Here is an 18,227-nt window from a genome sequence, read left to right as displayed (position 1 = left end):
TCTGGAATGGCCCTTCACTTTTCAGCTGAAGAATTTGCAGACCGCAGAACCGCGCTCGAAGCGGCAATGCGCGAGCGCAAACTGGAATGCCTTCTCCTTTTCGCGCCGGAAAGCCAATACTGGCTCACGGGTTACGACACCTTCGGCTACTGCTTTTTCCAGTGCCTGATTGTCCGTCCGGGAGAAGAGCCAATTCTTCTCACTCGGTCAGCCGACCTTAGACAGGCACGCCATACATCCATCATCAAGGATGTACGTCTCTGGATGGATATCGGTGGCAAATCCCCAGTATCGCAGGTCAAAGAGCTACTATTCGATCTCGACTTACTGGGATCGCGGATCGGCGTGGAGTATGACACCCACGGCCTTACGGCTCTCAATGGGCGCGAACTGGACGAATCCCTTCGTTCCTTTGCAAATATCGAAGACGCATCGGACGTTGTGCGTTCTCTGCGCCTTATCAAGTCACCAGCAGAACTTGATTACGTACGCAAAGCAGCAGAACTCACCGACAACGCGTTTGAGGCAGCTCTTGCTGTCACTGGTCCCGGTGTAAACGAGGGAACTATTCTCGCAGCCATGCAGGGCGCTGTCTTTGAAGGCGGCGGCGATTATCCGGGCAACGAGTTCGTTATCGGCTCTGGCCGTGATGCCTTGCTTTGCAGATATAAGTCCGGCCGCAGAGATCTTTCCCAGAATGATCAGCTGACATTGGAATACGCTGGCGTTTACCGCCACTACCACTGCGCAGCTATGCGCACGGTGATAATTGGCGAGCCGACGCCGCGCCACTTGGAGCTACACCAAGCAGCAAAGACGGCCCTTAGAGCCGTTGAGGAAGCCATGCAGGTTGGCAACACATTTGGCGATCTCTTTGCAGCTCATGCCAGCACGCTGGACGAGCGTGGTCTGATGTCGCATCGCCTGAATGCCTGCGGCTATTCTCTCGGCGCTCGCTTCTCTCCAACGTGGATGGATGCGCCGTACATGGCCTATCGGGATAATCCGCATAAAATCGATAAAAACATGGTGCTGTTCATGCACATGATTATTATGGATTCAGATAGCGAAACAGCCATGACTTTGGGTCAAACCTACATCACTCACGATGGAGGACCGGAGGCTTTATCCAAGCTCCCTCTCGACCTACAGATCAAGTCAGGCTAAACCTATTGCAATTGATCTGCGACAAGCCTGCTCTGGGGCAATTCATAGGTGCATGGCAGGCACACAGGGACTGTAATTGAGAAAATGATTAAACGCTCGAGTTTTAGCCGTTTCGCGGCCCTAGGTTTACTAGCATTGGTAGCAGGGTGTGGCGCCAGTCAGGTGCCTCCAGGGGAACTGCTGAACGGCTCTGCGCAGCCACAAGCAGTCCGTCCGAACGTCGCACCGGATAAAGCAACCTTCGCCTTTGACCGTTTCACCGGTGCTCCGGGGAACGTCTCTGATGATCTCGCCCGCTATGTCGCGACAGTTGCCTCACAGAAAAATCTCAAGCTTGTGCGCCGTGTCGGCGCGCCTGCGACCTACCGCGTAAAGGGCTTCTTGTCCGCAACCGGCAGTCAGGACAGCTCTGTTGTTTTCTACGTCTTCGATATTGTTGATGCCAATGGCAACCGTTTGCAGCGTATCGAGGGCCAAGAATCGTCTGAAGGCGGCACCGGAGATCCGTGGGCACACGTGACCCGTGACACGCTTGAGCGTATTGCTGCCCGTTCTGTGGTGGCTATCGAAGCGTGGCTCTACAGCAGTTAACAGCCTAAGGCGCGTGAATCTCACAAACATTATCTCTGAGACGAAAAAACCGCGCCAATAGACATCCTGCCTATTGTCCGATTGGAACCGTGTTGCTACAAGGCGCCCAAACAGGCGCCAACAGCGTCGGCCATAAGAACTCTGACCTTTCATTAGTTGAAAGGTCTTCAATACTAGTTTCGCTCCCACCCTCCTGAGGAACGAAACAAAAGCCCAGAAGGACTTGCGGGTCATGAAAATCGTCGCGGGTAATGCTAATCGCGCGCTGGCTGAAGAAATCTCAAAGTATCTAGATGTTCCGTTGGCAAAGGCACAAGTTCGCCGCTTCGCCGACCAGGAAATCTACGTTGAGGTTCAGGAAAACGTTCGTGGCGAGGACGTGTTTATCATTCAGCCTACGAGCTACCCTGCCAATGATCACCTCATGGAACTGTTGATTCTGATCGACGCGCTACGCCGTTCTTCTGCGCGCCGTATTACAGCAGTGCTTCCTTACTTCGGTTATGCCCGTCAGGATCGTAAAGCCGGTCCTCGCACACCGATTTCTGCAAAGCTCGTTGCAAACCTGATCACCCATTCAGGCGCTGACCGCGTACTGACCATGGACCTGCACGCAGGCCAGATTCAGGGCTTCTTCGATATCCCTACCGACAACCTCTACGGCGCACCGGTTATGACACGCGACATTAAAGAGCGTTATCAGACCGACAACGTAATGGTTGTTTCTCCAGACGTTGGCGGTGTTGTTCGCGCTCGCGCACTGGCAAAACGTATCGAAGCACCTCTTTCCATCGTCGACAAGCGTCGTGACAAGCCTGGCGAATCCGAAGTGATGAACATCATCGGTGACGTTGCTGGCTACGACTGTATCCTCGTTGACGACATCGTGGACTCCGGCGGCACTCTGTGCAACGCAGCTGATGCTCTTCTGGCTCAGGGCGCTAAGTCTGTAACCGCTTACATCACTCACGGTGTATTGTCCGGCGGTGCAGTTGCACGCGTTTCCGCTTCCAAGCTGAAAGAGCTGGTCATCACCAACTCTATCGAACCAACTGCTGCTGTTCTGGCTGCTCCAAATATCCGTACCATCTCGGTTGCTCCTCTGCTGGGTGAAGCAATCAACCGTACGGCAATGGAAAAGTCCGTTTCCAGCCTGTTCGATTGAAAGCAGCGACAAACGAATTAAAGAAAAGCCGGAGTGTCACCACTCCGGCTTTTTTGTTGTCATTTGCCTGCCGCTCTTTGCGGAACATTTGAAACTTAGAACAGCACGTCCGAAAGCATTTTGAAGCCGGTGATGCCAAGGAAAAGGGCAAACACAAGCTTGAGACGCTTCGGGTCGAGCGTATGGGCCAGCTTTGCACCCCAAGGTGCAGCAAGAACAGAAGCAGGAATAATAAGCAGGAAGCCGACCAAGTTCACATAGCCAAGTGAATAGAGCGGACGCCCCTCAACGCCCCAGCCATAAAAGATCGCTGATAGCGCGCCCGGAATGGCGATAATTAACCCGATAGCTGCGGCTGTGCCGACGGCCTTACGGATAGGGTAGTTGAACAGGGTAAGGATAGGCACACCAAGAGTACCGCCGCCAATACCCATCATCACCGAAAAGCCACCGATAACGAAGCCCAGCAGTTCACGGATCGGGGTGCCCGGCAGTTGCTCAGCCAGCGGCTTGGGATTTTGCCGGAACGCCATATTAGCGGAAACGATAAGCGCAACCACACCGAAGACAGCAGTAAGAACTGCGCCGCTAACGTTACCGCCTACAATCGAGCCAACAATCACGCCAACCGCAATTGGGAGGCTCCAGCGCTTGAGAAGATCAACATCCACACCGCCGCGCTTGTAATGCGCCCACGCAGAAGAACTACCCGTGGCAACGATGGTGGCAAGAGATGTACCCACCGCAACATGCATGATGACGGAGGAATCAATGCCGATCAGCGTAAACATGTAATAAAGAACGGGCACGATAACGATACCGCCACCCACACCCAAAAGACCTGCAACAATACCGGCGATCAAACCGGTAGCCAGCAAGGCCAGCGCAAGCCCGACCAGCTGAACCATATCAATTTCTGGCAAAACACCCTCAGAGCACTTATTGAATTCACCAACCAAACTATAGGGTTGGCCTGCAAATTTCTAGCATGGGTAGGCTTACTATTTCGGCCAAGTTGGCCTATACGTCCCCTCCTGAAAGGAAACCTCTTTCAAGCAGGTTTCCACCCTTGCTCTTTATGGCGTATTCCGCTATAGCAGCAGCGCACGTCGACACCCTTGGAGGAGGCGTGCAAAGCCGGTCGCTGTTGAGTGGCATCTATTGCCCGCTCCTGCGACCACTTTTTTATATTTTTAACTAGGAGAAACCACCATGGCAAACAGCTATGTGCTGAAAGCAACGGTGCGTGACCGTGTAGGCAAGGGGGCCGCACGTGCATCTCGTCGCGCAGGTCTCGTTCCTGCAGTAATCTACGGCGACAAGAAGCCTGCGATCTCTATCGATCTGCCTGTGAAAGAAGCAACCATGACCCTGCATAAGGGCGGTTTCCTTTCCCACATCGGTACCATCGATCTGAACGGCGAGAAAATCTCTGTAATCGCGAAAGACTTCCACCTGCATCCGGTAAAAGACTTCCTGATGCACGTAGACTTCCTGCGCGTAGCAGCTGACGCTGAACTGACTGTTGAAATTCCAGTTCGCTTCCTGAACGAAGAAACCTGCCCAGGCATCAAGCGTGGCGGCGTTCTCAACATCGTTCGTCACACTGTAGAAATGGTTGTTCCTGCGAACGCTATTCCAGAAGCTATCGAAGTTGATCTGGCTGCAGAAGGTCTCGGCTCTTCCCAGCACATCTCTGCTGTAAAGCTGCCTAAGGGTTGCACCCCAACCATCACCGATCGTGACTTCACTATCTCCACCATCGCTGCTCCAGCTGGCCTCAAAGAAGCTGACGACGCTGCTGAAGGTGAAGAAGACGCCGAATAATACCCTTTTCTCTTAGGGTTTGGATTGAAACCAATGAAGCTGTTTGTTGGGCTTGGCAATCCGGGCCCTAAATACGAGAAAAACCGGCACAATATCGGTTTCATGGCGGCAGATGAAATTCATCGCCGCCATGGCTCTTTTGCCCCGTGGCGTGCCCGTTTTCAGGCGCACGTATCAGAGGGCACTCTGGCAGGCGAAAAAGTCCTGCTTATGAAACCCCAGACATACATGAACGAATCTGGTCGCTCAGTGGGCGAAGCCATGCGCTTCTACAAGCTGACGCCTGCAGATGTTGTTGTTCTGTATGACGAGCTGGACCTACCTCCGGGCAAATTCCGCATGAAGGCGGAAGGTGGGCACGGAGGCCACAACGGTCTTCGCTCTATCACCGCGCACATCACAGACAAGTACCGCCGTGTACGCCTTGGCATTGGCCATCCGGGCCATAAAGACCGCGTGCACCAATGGGTACTGGGCGACTTTGCCAAAGCAGATTCCGAGTGGCTCGATCAGCTTCTAGAAGCGATTGCAGACAACGCTCCCCTTCTTGCAGAGGACAAAGACAGTCAGTTCGCCAACAAGGTTACACTGGCCACCCGCCCTGAAGGGCAGGATAAGCCCTACAAAAAAGAATCTTCCCGCAAAGCCGCTACCGAAAAAAAGGCAGCAAAAGCTTCTGCGGATGAAACCAAGTCACCTGCTACCGGATCTACTGCTGCAGCAAAAACTCCGGCTCCGCAGGAAACTTCAAAAAAAGGACCGCTCGCCGCAGGGCTTGAGCGTCTGTTCGGATCGAAAGGACAAGAATAATGGGCTTTCAGTGTGGTATCGTTGGCCTGCCTAACGTTGGCAAGTCTACGCTCTTCAATGCTCTGACCAAAACCGCAGCAGCTCAGGCAGCAAACTACCCGTTCTGCACCATTGAGCCGAACACCGGTGAAGTTGCTGTTCCAGATCCACGTCAGTCTGCTATCGCAAAGATTGCTGGCTCCAAGGAAATCATCCCTACCCGCCTGACCTTCGTGGACATTGCAGGCCTGGTACGCGGCGCATCCAAGGGTGAAGGTCTGGGCAACCAGTTTCTTGCAAACATCCGCGAAGTAGACGCAATCGCACACGTTCTGCGTTGCTTTGAAGATGATGACATCACCCACGTAGAAGGCACCATCGACCCGATTGCCGACGCTGAAACCGTCGAAACCGAGCTGATGGTCGCTGACATGGAAAGCCTTGAAAAGCGTATCGCGCCGCTTCGCAAGCGCGCAGCGACCGGCGACAAGGAAGCAAAAGCACAGCTGCCTATCATGGAAGCAGCTCTTGCAGCACTTCAGGATGGCCGCCCTGCCCGCACCGTTGAACTGGCAGACGCTGAAGAGCAGCGCCAGATGCGTATGCTCAACCTTCTGACCTCCAAGCCTGTTCTTTACGTTTGCAACGTAGAAGAAGGTGCGGCTGCTGAAGGCAATGCCCTCTCTGCAAAGGTTCAGGAAAAGGCTGCTAAAGAAGGCGCTGCTGCTGTTATCATCTCCGCAGCAATTGAAGCTGAAATCGCACAGCTGGACGCTGAAGAAGCTCAGGAATACATGGAGAGCATGGGCCTTGAAGAGCCTGGCCTCGACCGCCTGATCCGTGCTGGCTACGACCTGCTCGGCCTCATCACTTACTTCACCGCAGGCCCTAAAGAGACCCGCGCTTGGACTATCGTGAAAGGTACCAAAGCACCTCAGGCAGCAGGCGTGATCCACACCGACTTCGAACGCGGCTTCATTCGTGCGCAGACCATCGCATACCAAGACTACGTCGGCCTTGGCGGTGAAACTGCTGCAAAAGAAGCTGGTAAAGCACGTGATGAAGGTAAGGAATACATCGTGCAGGACGGCGATGTCCTGATGTTCAAGTTCAATACCTGATCAAATCAATTAAGGGCGCCTCTGGCGCCCTTTTTCATATCTAGCTTGTGGTTGTTTAGTCTAGCAGAACAACGCCGTCAGCGCCGTCGTCATCAAGCTCTACAGTCGTGCACTCGTTCATGCCCGCTGCCTTCAGCCGCTCCAGCATTTTTGGAGAGCAGCCGTTATCCGTAATCAGTCCACGCACTTCGGAGAGATCGCCCGCTTTGTAACGGCTGATGACACCGATCTTGCTGGAATCGCATAGCACGATCAGGTTCTTCGCCTTCTCTATAACAGCGCGGGCGAATGAAGCCTCCGCTGTCTCGTAGTACATAAGCTCACCTTCAAGAGACAGAGCTATAGGCGACAGCACTGCCCAGTCCATCTCGATGGAGCGCACATACTGCTCTGCGACAGGGCCAAGCGTTCCAAGCTGGCCGGAATACATTTCCCCGCCGATAAGCTGCGCCTGCCCCTCGTTGGCGTGGGCTAGAAACGAGGAAGCCACCACGTAGGAGTTGGAGACCACTGTCAGATATGGAACACGAACCAGATGCTGAGCAAGAATGCAGCTTGTGGTGCCGGCGGTAACCATCACCGTGTCCCCCGGCTTTATGAGACGGGTGAACTCGCCACAAATGGAGAACTTTTCGAGATAGTTTGTTCGCATGCGGATGCTGATAGGATCCTCTGCGCGAGGCTCCATAGAAAACAGCGTACCATCGAAATAGTAGAACCCGCCGCGAGAGCAAAGCTGGTTGATTAGAGCGTCGATTGCGTCTTCAGAAACTTCAAGAATTTCCCGCGCCATTGCGCGCGTAATACGCCTATGCTGGCTTGCTAGCCGCGCAAGTGCATCAACCTTGTCGGGCGTGTTTAGTGCCACCCCAATTCCCCCACCGGAACAATTTTCCCGCATTGCCTGAGCAAGCTAAGCACCTCACCATCATTAGTAGAACCACGACAAGTAACTGCTTAAGCCGATAGGCAACAATAAATTCGGACCACTCTACGCAAGTGAAATTGCCTTAGGAACATTTTAGGAGGCAACTTTATTAGTACGCCACAAGAAATTTATTCTAATTTTTGGTGCGCCGCACCATTTTCCTATCTGCTCTAGCTAGGTTTACCTAGAGGAAGATGCAAGTTGGACGCATTCTATTTTACGACCTACAAACAAGCACCCAACAAAAAGGGCGCCATCCCGATAAGGAGATAACGCCCCGTTATATTCTGTAGGTGGCCGATCGGCTCTAGCGGTTATTTTCACTCACCAATGGACGGGCAAAAACAACCTCATCGCGGATCGGAATACCGTGTAGCCCCGTTGCCGGAATTTCCGGCTTGAGCTTACGTTCCTCGTCAATCACGCCCTGCACTACTTTTTCCAAACGGAAACCACGGCGCTGATAGAAGCGGAACGCATCAAGATTATCATTGGAGGTACGCACCAGCAGGCGCGGCATGCCCAGTTCAAGCGCGGTATCGACAACAGCATCAAGAAGGATCGTACCAACACCACCCCAGCGCTGAAGGGAATCCAGCGTTAGAATTTCCCATTCATGGGCTCGCTTAATCAAAGTTACAGCACCAACAAGGCGTCCGTCTTGGAAAGCAAGAAAGCCGGGAAGCTGAGAGGCGTCGATCATTTCCCCTTCAATGAGGATGTCCGGACTTGTCCAACGGCGAACAAGAAGTTCAGTCAGAAGCTCCCTGTCTTCATCACCAATGGTTTTTACAACAACAGACATATTTCTCCTTGGCCTCGCTTAGGGCCTAGCTGACTTTATTTTTATATACCCTTGTCTGCCAAGGGGTTCGTTCCTGCCACCCTACCTGCTGAAGCTCCGGTGTGTCGGACTCAACAGTGGGGTAACCCAGACAAAGATACGCCACGAATGACCAATTGTCAGGAACTTGAATGAGGGACTGTAGTTTATCCGGATGCAGTATGGACACCCAACCAAGCCCTACGCCCCGTGTTCTTGCTGCAAGCCAGAGCGTGTGAATGGCAGAAACCACTGAATAGCGCAGCGTTTCCGGCATGGTCTGCCGTCCCAATCCACGCCCCTGTGCGGGCGCTTCATCACAGTAAACAGCAATGTGGACAGGCGCATCATCCAAGCCTGAAAGTTTCAGGTTTGCGTAAAGTGCTGCCTTATCGCCCTTGTAACCGTTTAGCGCTTCTGAGTTCGCACACTTGAAGTCCTCATAGATTGCCGAGCGCAGGGAAGGCTCTTCAATCATCACAAAACGCCAAGGCTGGCTGTTGCCAACTGAGGGAGATAGATCCGTAAGGGCGAGCAATTCCTCAACCAGCTCAGAAGGAAGAGGGTCGCGCTTGAAGTGGCGCACATCACGGCGCCACTGCAACAGCTTTACAAACTCCTGCCCGAATGCGTCATCAAACGCAGGTCCCGGTGTCTGGTTGCCCTTATCGCTCAATGGCCATCAAACTCCACAAGGGTGCGGACAGGAACACCAAGCGCTTCAATCTTCTTCCGTCCTTCAAGAACAGGCAGATCAACGATAAAGCACGCAGCAACGATATCAGCACCTGCTGCACGCAAAAGCTTAACAGCTGCCTCTGCGGTTCCGCCCGTTGCAATCAGATCGTCTACGAGGATTACTTTCTCGCCCGGCTTAACCGCATCAACGTGGATTTCGATGGTATCAGTGCCGTATTCCAGCGCGTATTCCATCTCCATGGTCTGGAACGGAAGCTTGCCCTTTTTGCGAACTGGCAGGAAACCTGCGGAAAGCTGATGAGCAACCGCACCGCCTAGAATAAACCCGCGCGCTTCAATACCGGCCACCTGATCAATCTTGGAACCTGCCCACGGCTGAACAAGCGCATCAACCGCACGGCGGAATGCCCGCGCATCACCGAGCAATGTAGTGATATCGCGGAAGATGATACCTTCCTTAGGATAGTCTGGAATGCTGCGAATGGAGCGTTCGAGCTCTTCAGCAATTGTTCCGGTAGGCACGGGTCAATTTCCTTTAAATCTGGGTCTGTAACTTTGGCGGTTCTATTTCAGAACTCTGCCTGCCACAGCATCAAGTTTCGCCACAAGGGCGGGATCGCGCTTTTCCTCAGCTGTCATAATTGCAAAGTCCAGCGCATTGTTAGAACCGATCGGGCATGGCTCATGCTCACGCGGAAAACGCTTGGCAACATTGAGAACCAATCGCTGCGCGTTGCTGACGTTGTCATGCAGAACCTTGATAATGCTATTCACATCGACCATGCCATGATCTGGGTGCCAACTGTCATAATCGGTAACCATGGCAACAGTGCAGTAGCTCATCTCTGCTTCACGAGCGAGTTTTGCTTCCGGCATATTCGTCATACCGATCACATCACAGCCCCATTGCCGATAAAGCTTACTCTCCGCGATAGAGGAAAACTGCGGCCCCTCCATTGCAAGATAGGTCCCGCCCCTGCTGTAGGTTAGCGCTTCGTCCTGACAGGCTGCTTCCACAATATCCAGTAGCTTGGGAGAAACAGGCTCGGCAACGGAGACATGAGTCACACACCCCTTGCCAAAGAAGCTCTTAGGCCGGGCAAAGGTGCGATCGATAAACTGGTCCACCAGCACGAACGTTCCCGGTGCGTATTCCTCTTTCAAGGAACCACATGCACTCACGGAGACCAGATCCGTAACCCCTGCGCGTTTTAGAATATCTATGTTGGCCCGGTAATTAATGTCAGAGGGCGCAAACACATGCCCGCGACCATGGCGAGGTAGGAAGACAGCCTTCAAGCCATCAACTTCGCCAATAAAAAGCTCATCAGAGGGCTCTCCCCAAGGGCTTTCAATCTTCTCCCAACGACCGTTTTCAATCCCCGGCAGATTATAGAGGCCCGAGCCTCCAATAAACCCAAGAACAGATTCCATGGAATTCTCCCGTGCCACTTAACCGTGAAAGAATGGGCTTAGATTCGGGCAAAATACAAGGCTGTAGTTTTTGTTTAGTCAGCGTAACGATCTGGTAGCCGGCTGACACGCGCCCAAAGAAAAACCGCCGGTAAGATACCGGCGGTTCATCAATTCGATTAGCTGCTCTTAGTGCTCTACGTTGCGCCAGATTTTGCGCTTAGTGAAGTAAAGCAGAGAAGCGAACAGTACGAGGAAGAGCATTACCCCCAGACCAAGGCTCTTGCGCTGGTCCAGCTTCGGCTCTGCGGTCCACATAAGGAATGCGGAAACATCGCGTGCGTACTGATCAACAGTCATAGGCGTACCGTCGGTGTACTCAACAATCTCTTCAGACAGTGGCGGAGCCATTGAAAGAGCCGTGCCACCTACATAGCCGGTGTTGTAGTACTGACCGTCAGCCACTTCCACACCCTCAGGCGCTTCGTGGTAGCCGGTGAGAAGGCCATACAGGTAATCAGGACCGTTTTCCTGATACTGCGTAAACACATCAACGACGAACAGCGGGAAGCCACGCTTAACCGCACGCGCTTTTGCCATCAAAGACAGGTCTGGCGGATACGAACCGTTGTTGGACGCACGAGCTGCCTGCTCGTTCGCAAAAGGAGACGGGAACAAGTCGAAAGGTTTACCCTCACGCTCGAACATCTCGCCTTCGGAGTCCGGACCGTCAACGATGAAGTATTCCTTGGCCAGAGCCTTAACTTCATCCTCGGAGAAACCAGGACCGCCTTCTTCGGAAAGGTTGCGGAACGCTACATACTTCAGGCCGTGACAAGAGGCACAAACCTCTTTGTAGACCTGAAAGCCGCGCTGAAGCTGCTGCTTGTCGTACTGGCCAAATGGACCGCTGAACGACCACTGCTGACGCTCAACTACCGGACCATCGCCAGCTGCCAGAGCTGCTGGTGCTGCAAGAGCAACACCGGCAACAACAGCCAAAGCACGGGCGCTATTGGTAAGAAGATTTTTCATAAGTCTATCCCCCTATCGCCCTTAAGCAGCTGCTTCGCTGGACTTGCCAACAGTGCTGTCTGCAGCTGGCTTACCCAGAACGGAGTCGTTGATGGAATCTGGCAGCGCCTTTGGCTTTTCAATAAAGCCGAGCAATGGCAGCACGATCAGGAAGTGCGCGAAGTAGAGCACTGTGAACAGCTGAGCCAGAGCCACGTAAGGCTGTTCTGCAGGCATAGCACCCAGCCAGCCGAGCATCACGCAAGTGAAGCCGAAGAACCAGAAAGCAATGCGATACAGAGGACGGAATGTTGCCGAACGCACCTTGGAAGTATCGAGCCATGGCAGCACGAACAGTACCGCAATCGCACCGAACATCGCCAGAACACCACCGAGCTTGGAAGGAATTGGACCAATATCGAAGGTGATCGCACGCAGGATCGCGTAGAACGGCAGGAAGTACCATTCAGGAACGATGTGCGCAGGCGTTACCAGCGGGTTCGCTTCAATATAGTTATCAGCGTGACCGAGGTAGTTTGGCAGATAGAATACGAACCAAGAGAAGAAGATCATGAACACGACGATCGCGAGCAGATCCTTCATGGTGTAGTAAGGGTGGAAAGGAACAGTGTCCTTTTCGCTCTTAACATCAACGCCAGTCGGGTTGTTGTTGCCAGTGGTGTGGAATGCCCAGATGTGCAGGATCACAATACCAACAAGAACAAACGGCAGCAGATAGTGCAGCGAGAAGAAGCGGTTCAAAGTTGGGTTACCAACGGCGAAGCCACCCCACAGCCACTGAACAACGCTCTCACCAACAATCGGGATAGCGGAGAACAGGTTCGTGATAACGGTTGCACCCCACAAGGACATCTGACCCCAAGGCAATACGTAGCCCATGAAGGCAGTCGCCATCATGATGAGGAAGATCAGAACACCCAAAATCCAGGAGATTTCACGAGGAGCCTTGTAAGACCCGTAGTAAAGACCGCGGAAGATATGAATATAAACGGCAATAAAGAACATGGATGCGCCGTTCGCATGCAAGTAGCGAATAAGCCAACCATAGTTCACGTTGCGCATGATGTGCTCTACAGACGCAAACGCAAGCGTTTCATGCGGGGTGTAGTGCATCACCAGTACGATGCCGGTAACGATCTGGGTTACCAGCACAAAGAATGCAATACCGCCGAAGGTCCACCAGTAATTGAGGTTCTTCGGGGTAGGAAAATCGACAAAGCTGCCACGAACGAGTGAAATCACCGGCAAACGGCTTTCTAGCCATTTGGCAGGAGCACTCTGCGGCACATATTTAGTATGACCAGCCATTGCTGCCTCCTGAACTCGTCCCGTTACCCGATCAAGATTGTTTCATCGTCGGTGAATTTGAACGGCGGAATGAGCATGTTTTCCGGTGCTGGGCCACTGCGGATACGGCCTGCCGTATCGTAGTGGGAGCCGTGACATGGGCAGAACCAGCCGCCAAAATCACCTGCTTCGCCGAGAGGCACACAGCCCAGATGGGTGCAGATGCCGATCATCACCAACCATGGCTCCTTACCTTCGGCGGAGCGGTTTGGATCAGTCGCCTGCGCATCCTCTGGCAGGTTTGCGTTGCGTGCATTGCGGTCTGGAAGATCATCGATAGCAACGGAAGTTGCCTCGGCAATTTCCTTGTCTGTACGATGACGAACAAAGACCGGCTTGCCACGCCACATAACGGTAATGGACTGACCTTCTTCAACTGCAGAGACATCCACTTCAATGGAAGCCAGCGCAAGCGCAGAAGCATCAGGATTCATTTGGTGAATAAAGGGCCACACCAGTGCCCCAGTGCCCACAACACCCACAGCGCCGGTCGCGATGTAAAGGAAATCGCGGCGGGTTGGTTCAGCCGTGTTCGTTTGTTCCAAGGTCGCGTCCTCTCGAAACATTTCTACCCCACCTTGCACGGCCCCGAACGCCCCCGGGTTGAATACCCCCCTGCACGGTGTGGATCAGGTTGAGTGGTACGTAGAATACGCACCATGATTATCCCGAGTTTACTGCCACCAATGGTCGCAGTTGTCTAGGGAACAGTGCGTATAAAGGACTTATTGTCGCAGCTAAACTGGGAATAAAACGATTTTCGTGGATTTAGAGGCACTCTAAGAAGGGCTTCTCGCAGCGTTAACCCATTGAAATTTATAATAAGAGTGGATATCCGACTTATCCTTTAGACTAAGACGAAGCCGGATATCCGTTGATTCTTATTGCGCTGCAGGAAGCGCAACTTGCGTCAAAAAGCCGCCAGATTGACGTTCCCAGAGGCTGGCGTACAACCCGCCATGCGCGAGTAGGTCATCATGAGTACCGACCTCAATGATGCGCCCCTCGTCCATCACCACAAGGCGATCCATGGCTGCAATCGTCGACAACCTATGGGCGATGGCGATAACGGTCTTGCCGTCCATAAGCTCGTTCAAGCTCTCCTGAATTGCCGCTTCAACTTCCGAATCCAGAGCAGAGGTTGCCTCGTCTAGAACGAGGATCGGAGCATCCTTCAGCAACACACGGGCAATAGCGATACGCTGACGCTGGCCGCCCGAAAGCTTGACGCCTCGCTCGCCAACCATAGTCTTCAGACCCTTGCGGCCATCTTGATCCTCAAGCCCCTCAACGAAGGATTCTGCGTGGGCGCGGCGAACCGCTTCCATCAACTGTTCCTCTGTCGCGCCGTCGCTACCGTAAAGAATATTCTCTTCGATTGAACGGTGCAGCAAAGAGGTATCCTGACTGACCACCCCGATATGCGCACGCAAACTTTCCTGCGTGACATTAGAGATGTCCTGTCCGTCGATGGTGATCTTGCCGCCTTCCAGATCATAGAAGCGCAGTAGCAGGTTCATAAGCGTGGACTTACCCGCACCAGAACGACCAACAACGCCGATCTTCTCACCGGCCTTGATAGCCAGTGACAGGTCCTCAAGCACGCCGCTTTCCTTGCCATAATGGAAGCGGACATGATCGAAGGAGATCGCAGCATCCTTCACCACCAGCTCTTTAGCCTCTGGCGCATCAACAACCTCACGCGGCTTGGACATCATTTTTAGACCGTCCTGAACCGTACCGACGTTTTCAAACAGGCCAGCAACTTCCCACATGATCCAGTGGCTCATGCCCTGAAGGCGGAACACAAGGCCAATCGCAATTGCGATGTCGCCTGTGCTCACCATGGAGCGCTGCCACAGCAGGATAGAGGTCAGTGCAATGCTAAAGAGCAGCAGGTGGTTGATGGTGGTGAGGCACATATTGAGAAGTGTCACCAAACGCATCTGCCGGTAGACCGGATCCATGAAGGACTTCATGGAATCCCGCGCATAGTTCTCTTCCCTCTCGGCGTGAGAGAACAGCTTTACCGTGGTAATGTTGGTGTACGCATCAACGACCTTACCGGTCATATCCGAGCGCTTGTCGGCCTGCTCCTTGGAAACTTCCTTCAGCTTCGGAACGAAGAACGAAAGCACGCTAATATAGGCAACCAGCCACACCACCATTGGCATAGCCAGCTTCCAATCCGCAGCAAAAACAAGCACGACAGCCGCAGTGAAGTAGATAGCTACATAGACGAAGATATCGACAATGCGCGTTACAACTTCACGAACAGCAATAGAAGTCTGCATCAGCTTTGTAGCGATGCGGCCAGCAAACTCGTTTTGATAAAACTGCATGGACTGGCGCAGCAAATATCTATGCCCGCGCCAACGGATAATCATCGGAAAATTGCCGAGAATACCCTGATGGAAGATCATTTCCCAAGTGAAGCTGATGATCGGATAGATCACCAGAACCACAGCGGCCATCCAAAGCAGATATTGCCAGTTATCAGCAAAGAAGGTCTGCGGGTCTTCAGTTCCAAGCCAATTCACCAGATCGCCCATGAAGGCAAACAGCGACACTTCCAAAATAGCGATCACCGCACCCATAAGGGATGTGATCAGCAAAATAGGCGCCAACGGACGAGCGTAGTACCAGATAAAACTCCAGAACGTGTCCGGAGGCGAGACTATTGGCTCCTTCTTGAAAGGATCGACCAATCTCTCAAAAAAACCAAACATTTCCGGGATCCTTTATTCTCCAAAACCATAGGAGCTGAGGGAAGACCTTGCGCGTCTTCCCTCTGTTTTATTATCGAAACCGCTCATCTTCTTCTCTCGGCAGAGGTTTGCGAGGCTCAGGTGCCAAAAGCCCCCATATGAGGCAGGCAACGCTAACACCAACAATGCCGGAGCCAACCAGAGCATACTTCAGGTTCTGGCGGAAGACTTCTCCGCTTTCAGCTCCTGATACGGTCTGAACCTCTTGCAAAGACATAATCGCCAGATAGAGGCTGTAACCATAACCAGCAAGCGTAATTACAAGGCTGATTAGCAGGAAGATACCGATTTCAAACGCAAGCAACTTCCAATCCATACTGGAAGACTGCATAGGGTTTAAGGCTGGGCTTTTCGCACGCCGGGATAGAATAGCCGGCGCGAGATAGGCCCACGTAAATTCGTGGATCGCCATAACGAACTCCTAAAAAGTCGAGTCGTCGGCAGCCTTACGCACCTTGCCATAACCGAGGCACGGGGTCTGCCGGGTATAAATTTTCTGTAGTCTGGAAAAAGTTGGGTCGGTCTAGTCGCGTACACCAAGTACCGGCTTCAAGCCGGTAGGGGCGCAGATGGTTGGCAATGAGCAGCCAAACATGGAAGCGGCATAACCGGTGACAACAAATGTCAGGTGTTCATTGGAATGAAACATCAACCGCTCCCTTAAATAGTAAACCAAAACCCGGCTAGCCTAGAAATGCCAGCCATTCAAGAAGTGTTCCCGTTACGTGAGAACGAGAGAGGTTATACCCACCATAAGTAGAGATGCCTAGCCCCAAAATTCGAGAAAAATCAGAAAAAGCCTCTCGTGTCATATCGGCAACACATTATCGATAGCGCTTCTCAACGATACAGACACTCGGCTGTTTCATTGCTTTTACCATGCGGTTCAAACTGATATGACCATGCAAACAACTTCATGCAGCTTAGGTCTTCATGCCAGATATTGCTCTCTACCAGCCTGACATTCCCCAAAACACCGGCACGATTCTTCGCCTTGCCGCTTGTATGGACGTGAGTGTTCACCTTATTGAACCTGCAGGTTTTCCCCTTTCTGACCATGCCCTGAAACGTGCAGGCATGGACTATATCGAACGCGCCAAACTGGTACGCCACATTAGCTGGGATGCCTTTAAGCAGTGGCGTGAAGAACAAAACCGCCGCCTTCTGCTTCTCTCCACAAAGGCTGACCACACCTACACAGAGTTCCAGTACAAGGCAGATGACATCCTGCTCATGGGCCGTGAAAGCTCTGGCGTGCCGCAAGATGTACACGATTATGCGGATAATCGTTTGATCATCCCGATGAAAAACGGAATGCGCTCCCTAAATATAGCTGTATCAACCGGTATGGTTCTGGGTGAAGCCCTGAGACAAACAGGTGGCTTCTAGGGAGCTATCCGACAAAAGCATTTATAGGAATTTCAACGCTCCTGCCGTATTCCTCGGTAGAAATGCGTTTTAATAGAATGGCAGGTTCAACGAAATGAGCGAGCGCGGCGGTCCAGTCCCACACGACATCGAAGAGAAAAAACCAATCGCAACAAAGTGGTTTGCCGAACTTCGGGACCGCATTTGCGATGAGTTCGAACGTATTGAGGACGAGGTCGGCGAGCAGGCAGGCCCGTTAAGCGAAATGCCTGCAGGCCGCTTTGTTCGCACGCCATGGGAGCGCACTGACCACAGCGGCGCTAAAGGCGGCGGCGGCGTGATGTCTATGATGCATGGCCGCGTGTTCGAAAAAGTCGGCGTTCACGTCTCTACCGTTCATGGGGAGTTTTCGCCAGAGTTTCGCGGTCAAATCCCCGGCGCTAATGAAGACCCGCGTTTTTGGGCATCTGGCATCTCGCTCATCGCGCACATGCACAACCCCAATGTTCCTGCTGTTCACATGAACACCCGCATGGTGGTCACCACACGCCAGTGGTTTGGCGGCGGTGCAGACCTGACACCTGTTCTAGATGCGCGCCGAAATGAGGATGACGCTGACAGCATCAACTTCCACGCCGCTATGAAGAAGGCGTGTGAAGGGCATAAGGGCGCAGACTACGAGCACTACAAAAAATGGTGCGACGAGTACTTCTTCCTGAAGCACCGCAACGAGGCGCGCGGCATTGGCGGTATTTTCTACGACTACCACAACAGCGGCGACTGGGATGCAGACCTTGCCTTCACCAAATCGGTTGGCCTCGGCTTCCTTGATATCTACCCGCAGCTTGTGCGTGCCAACTTCCTGAAAGGTTGGACGGAGGCACAGCGCGAAGAGCAGCTCATCCGCCGTGGTAGATATGTAGAATACAACCTGCTCTACGACCGTGGCACCATCTTCGGCCTTAAGACAGGCGGCAACGTTGCCTCTATCCTGTCCTCCATGCCTCCAGTGGTGAAGTGGCCGTAATAACAGCGGCCTATCCGTTATTTACATGCGTTTGCTAGACCCCGGATCAAGTCCGGGGTGACGGTTCGCTGTGCCCTTCGGAGCTCCCTATAGCTGCTAGCACTCCGCCCGTCATACCGGACAAACGTAGTGCGAAGAGCTGCTCATTCTCCGTGGCGG

20 protein-coding genes are annotated in these 18,227 nt (G+C 53.0%); 8 read left to right on the top strand and 12 right to left on the bottom strand.

The genetic code is table 11. The annotated features are described in order from the left end of the window. Positions 1-6 precede the first annotated feature (6 nt). The 3 genes from E1162_RS17420 to E1162_RS17410 all read left to right on the top strand — a co-directional run bounded on the left by E1162_RS17420 (position 7) and on the right by E1162_RS17410 (position 2,923). Positions 7-1,167 (top strand): M24 family metallopeptidase, encoded by a 1,161-nt coding sequence (locus tag E1162_RS17420; RefSeq protein ID WP_155134025.1) that lies wholly within the window; start codon positions 7-9, stop codon positions 1,165-1,167. A gap of 162 nt (positions 1,168-1,329) precedes the next feature. Next, a complete protein-coding gene (locus E1162_RS17415; RefSeq protein ID WP_371312005.1) occupies positions 1,330-1,758 on the top strand; it encodes a hypothetical protein in 429 nt (142 codons plus the stop codon). Positions 1,759-1,990: 232 nt separating this feature from the next. After that, entirely contained in the window at positions 1,991-2,923 is a 933-nt protein-coding gene (locus E1162_RS17410; protein ID WP_155134019.1) for a ribose-phosphate pyrophosphokinase, read from the top strand. Positions 2,924-3,018: 95 nt separating this feature from the next. Here the strand turns inward: E1162_RS17410 and E1162_RS17405 are convergent, their stop codons facing one another. Continuing rightward, the gene (locus tag E1162_RS17405) at positions 3,019-3,846 is read right to left on the bottom strand and encodes a sulfite exporter TauE/SafE family protein (protein ID WP_257099096.1); all 828 of its coding nucleotides are present in this window, start codon (positions 3,844-3,846) and stop codon (positions 3,019-3,021) included. 289 nt (positions 3,847-4,135) lie between these two features. On the opposite strand from E1162_RS17405, the gene E1162_RS17400 reads away from it, so the two are divergent. The 3 genes from E1162_RS17400 to ychF are packed head-to-tail and all read left to right on the top strand — an operon-like array spanning position 4,136 to position 6,660. Beyond that, complete coding sequence (locus E1162_RS17400; RefSeq protein ID WP_155134016.1) at positions 4,136-4,750, top strand: 50S ribosomal protein L25/general stress protein Ctc; 615 nt, start codon at positions 4,136-4,138, stop codon at positions 4,748-4,750. A gap of 33 nt (positions 4,751-4,783) precedes the next feature. Then, entirely contained in the window at positions 4,784-5,560 is a 777-nt protein-coding gene (pth, locus tag E1162_RS17395; protein WP_155134013.1) for an aminoacyl-tRNA hydrolase, read from the top strand. Beyond that, positions 5,560-6,660: a redox-regulated ATPase YchF gene (gene ychF, locus E1162_RS17390; protein ID WP_155134010.1), complete on the top strand. Its 1,101-nt coding sequence runs from the start codon at positions 5,560-5,562 to the stop codon at positions 6,658-6,660. The genes pth and ychF overlap by 1 nt, the downstream gene beginning before the upstream one ends. A 55-nt stretch (positions 6,661-6,715) precedes the next feature. Here ychF and E1162_RS17385 read toward each other — a convergent pair whose 3' ends face one another. The 11 genes from E1162_RS17385 to E1162_RS19625 all read right to left on the bottom strand — a co-directional run bounded on the left by E1162_RS17385 (position 6,716) and on the right by E1162_RS19625 (position 16,322). Then, positions 6,716-7,528 carry a DeoR/GlpR family DNA-binding transcription regulator gene (locus E1162_RS17385; protein WP_371312004.1) on the bottom strand — a complete coding sequence of 271 codons (813 nt, stop codon included), beginning with the start codon at positions 7,526-7,528 and terminating at the stop codon, positions 6,716-6,718. Positions 7,529-7,895: 367 nt separating this feature from the next. Continuing rightward, the gene (locus E1162_RS17380; protein WP_155134003.1) at positions 7,896-8,393 is read right to left on the bottom strand and encodes a GNAT family N-acetyltransferase; all 498 of its coding nucleotides are present in this window, start codon (positions 8,391-8,393) and stop codon (positions 7,896-7,898) included. 25 nt (positions 8,394-8,418) lie between these two features. Next, positions 8,419-9,087 (bottom strand): 5,6-dimethylbenzimidazole synthase, encoded by a 669-nt coding sequence (bluB, locus tag E1162_RS17375; protein WP_155134000.1) that lies wholly within the window; start codon positions 9,085-9,087, stop codon positions 8,419-8,421. Next, a complete protein-coding gene (locus E1162_RS17370; protein ID WP_371312026.1) occupies positions 9,084-9,617 on the bottom strand; it encodes an adenine phosphoribosyltransferase in 534 nt (177 codons plus the stop codon). The genes bluB and E1162_RS17370 overlap by 4 nt, the downstream gene beginning before the upstream one ends. A 57-nt stretch (positions 9,618-9,674) precedes the next feature. Then, positions 9,675-10,544, bottom strand: a complete 870-nt coding sequence (locus E1162_RS17365; RefSeq protein WP_155133996.1) for an S-methyl-5'-thioadenosine phosphorylase — start codon at positions 10,542-10,544, stop codon at positions 9,675-9,677. A gap of 168 nt (positions 10,545-10,712) precedes the next feature. Beyond that, positions 10,713-11,558, bottom strand: a complete 846-nt coding sequence (locus E1162_RS17360; RefSeq protein ID WP_155133993.1) for a cytochrome c1 — start codon at positions 11,556-11,558, stop codon at positions 10,713-10,715. A gap of 21 nt (positions 11,559-11,579) precedes the next feature. Continuing rightward, positions 11,580-12,866 carry a cytochrome b gene (locus E1162_RS17355; protein ID WP_155133990.1) on the bottom strand — a complete coding sequence of 429 codons (1,287 nt, stop codon included), beginning with the start codon at positions 12,864-12,866 and terminating at the stop codon, positions 11,580-11,582. 23 nt (positions 12,867-12,889) lie between these two features. After that, on the bottom strand, positions 12,890-13,471 hold the full coding sequence (gene petA, locus E1162_RS17350) for a ubiquinol-cytochrome c reductase iron-sulfur subunit (RefSeq protein WP_371312003.1): 582 nt from the start codon (positions 13,469-13,471) through the stop codon (positions 12,890-12,892). Between the two features lie 315 nt (positions 13,472-13,786). Then, entirely contained in the window at positions 13,787-15,634 is a 1,848-nt protein-coding gene (locus E1162_RS17345; RefSeq protein WP_155133987.1) for an ABC transporter ATP-binding protein, read from the bottom strand. 70 nt (positions 15,635-15,704) lie between these two features. Then, positions 15,705-15,989: a hypothetical protein gene (locus E1162_RS17340; RefSeq protein ID WP_155133984.1), complete on the bottom strand. Its 285-nt coding sequence runs from the start codon at positions 15,987-15,989 to the stop codon at positions 15,705-15,707. A gap of 207 nt (positions 15,990-16,196) precedes the next feature. Further along, positions 16,197-16,322, bottom strand: a complete 126-nt coding sequence (locus tag E1162_RS19625) for a hypothetical protein (protein ID WP_257099094.1) — start codon at positions 16,320-16,322, stop codon at positions 16,197-16,199. A 284-nt stretch (positions 16,323-16,606) separates the two neighbouring features. Here E1162_RS19625 and E1162_RS17335 point away from each other — a divergent pair, with 284 nt between their 5' ends. Continuing rightward, positions 16,607-17,062 (top strand): tRNA (cytidine(34)-2'-O)-methyltransferase, encoded by a 456-nt coding sequence (locus tag E1162_RS17335; RefSeq protein ID WP_155133981.1) that lies wholly within the window; start codon positions 16,607-16,609, stop codon positions 17,060-17,062. Positions 17,063-17,156: 94 nt separating this feature from the next. Continuing rightward, complete coding sequence (hemF, locus tag E1162_RS17330) at positions 17,157-18,068, top strand: oxygen-dependent coproporphyrinogen oxidase (RefSeq protein ID WP_155133978.1); 912 nt, start codon at positions 17,157-17,159, stop codon at positions 18,066-18,068. The last annotated feature ends 159 nt before the right edge of the window (positions 18,069-18,227 follow it).

Origin of the sequence: Pseudovibrio flavus (assembly GCF_009711345.1) — a bacterium.
Taxonomy (GTDB): Bacteria; Pseudomonadota; Alphaproteobacteria; order Rhizobiales; family Stappiaceae; genus Pseudovibrio; species Pseudovibrio flavus.
This window is presented reverse-complemented; position numbering and strand designations above follow the sequence as displayed.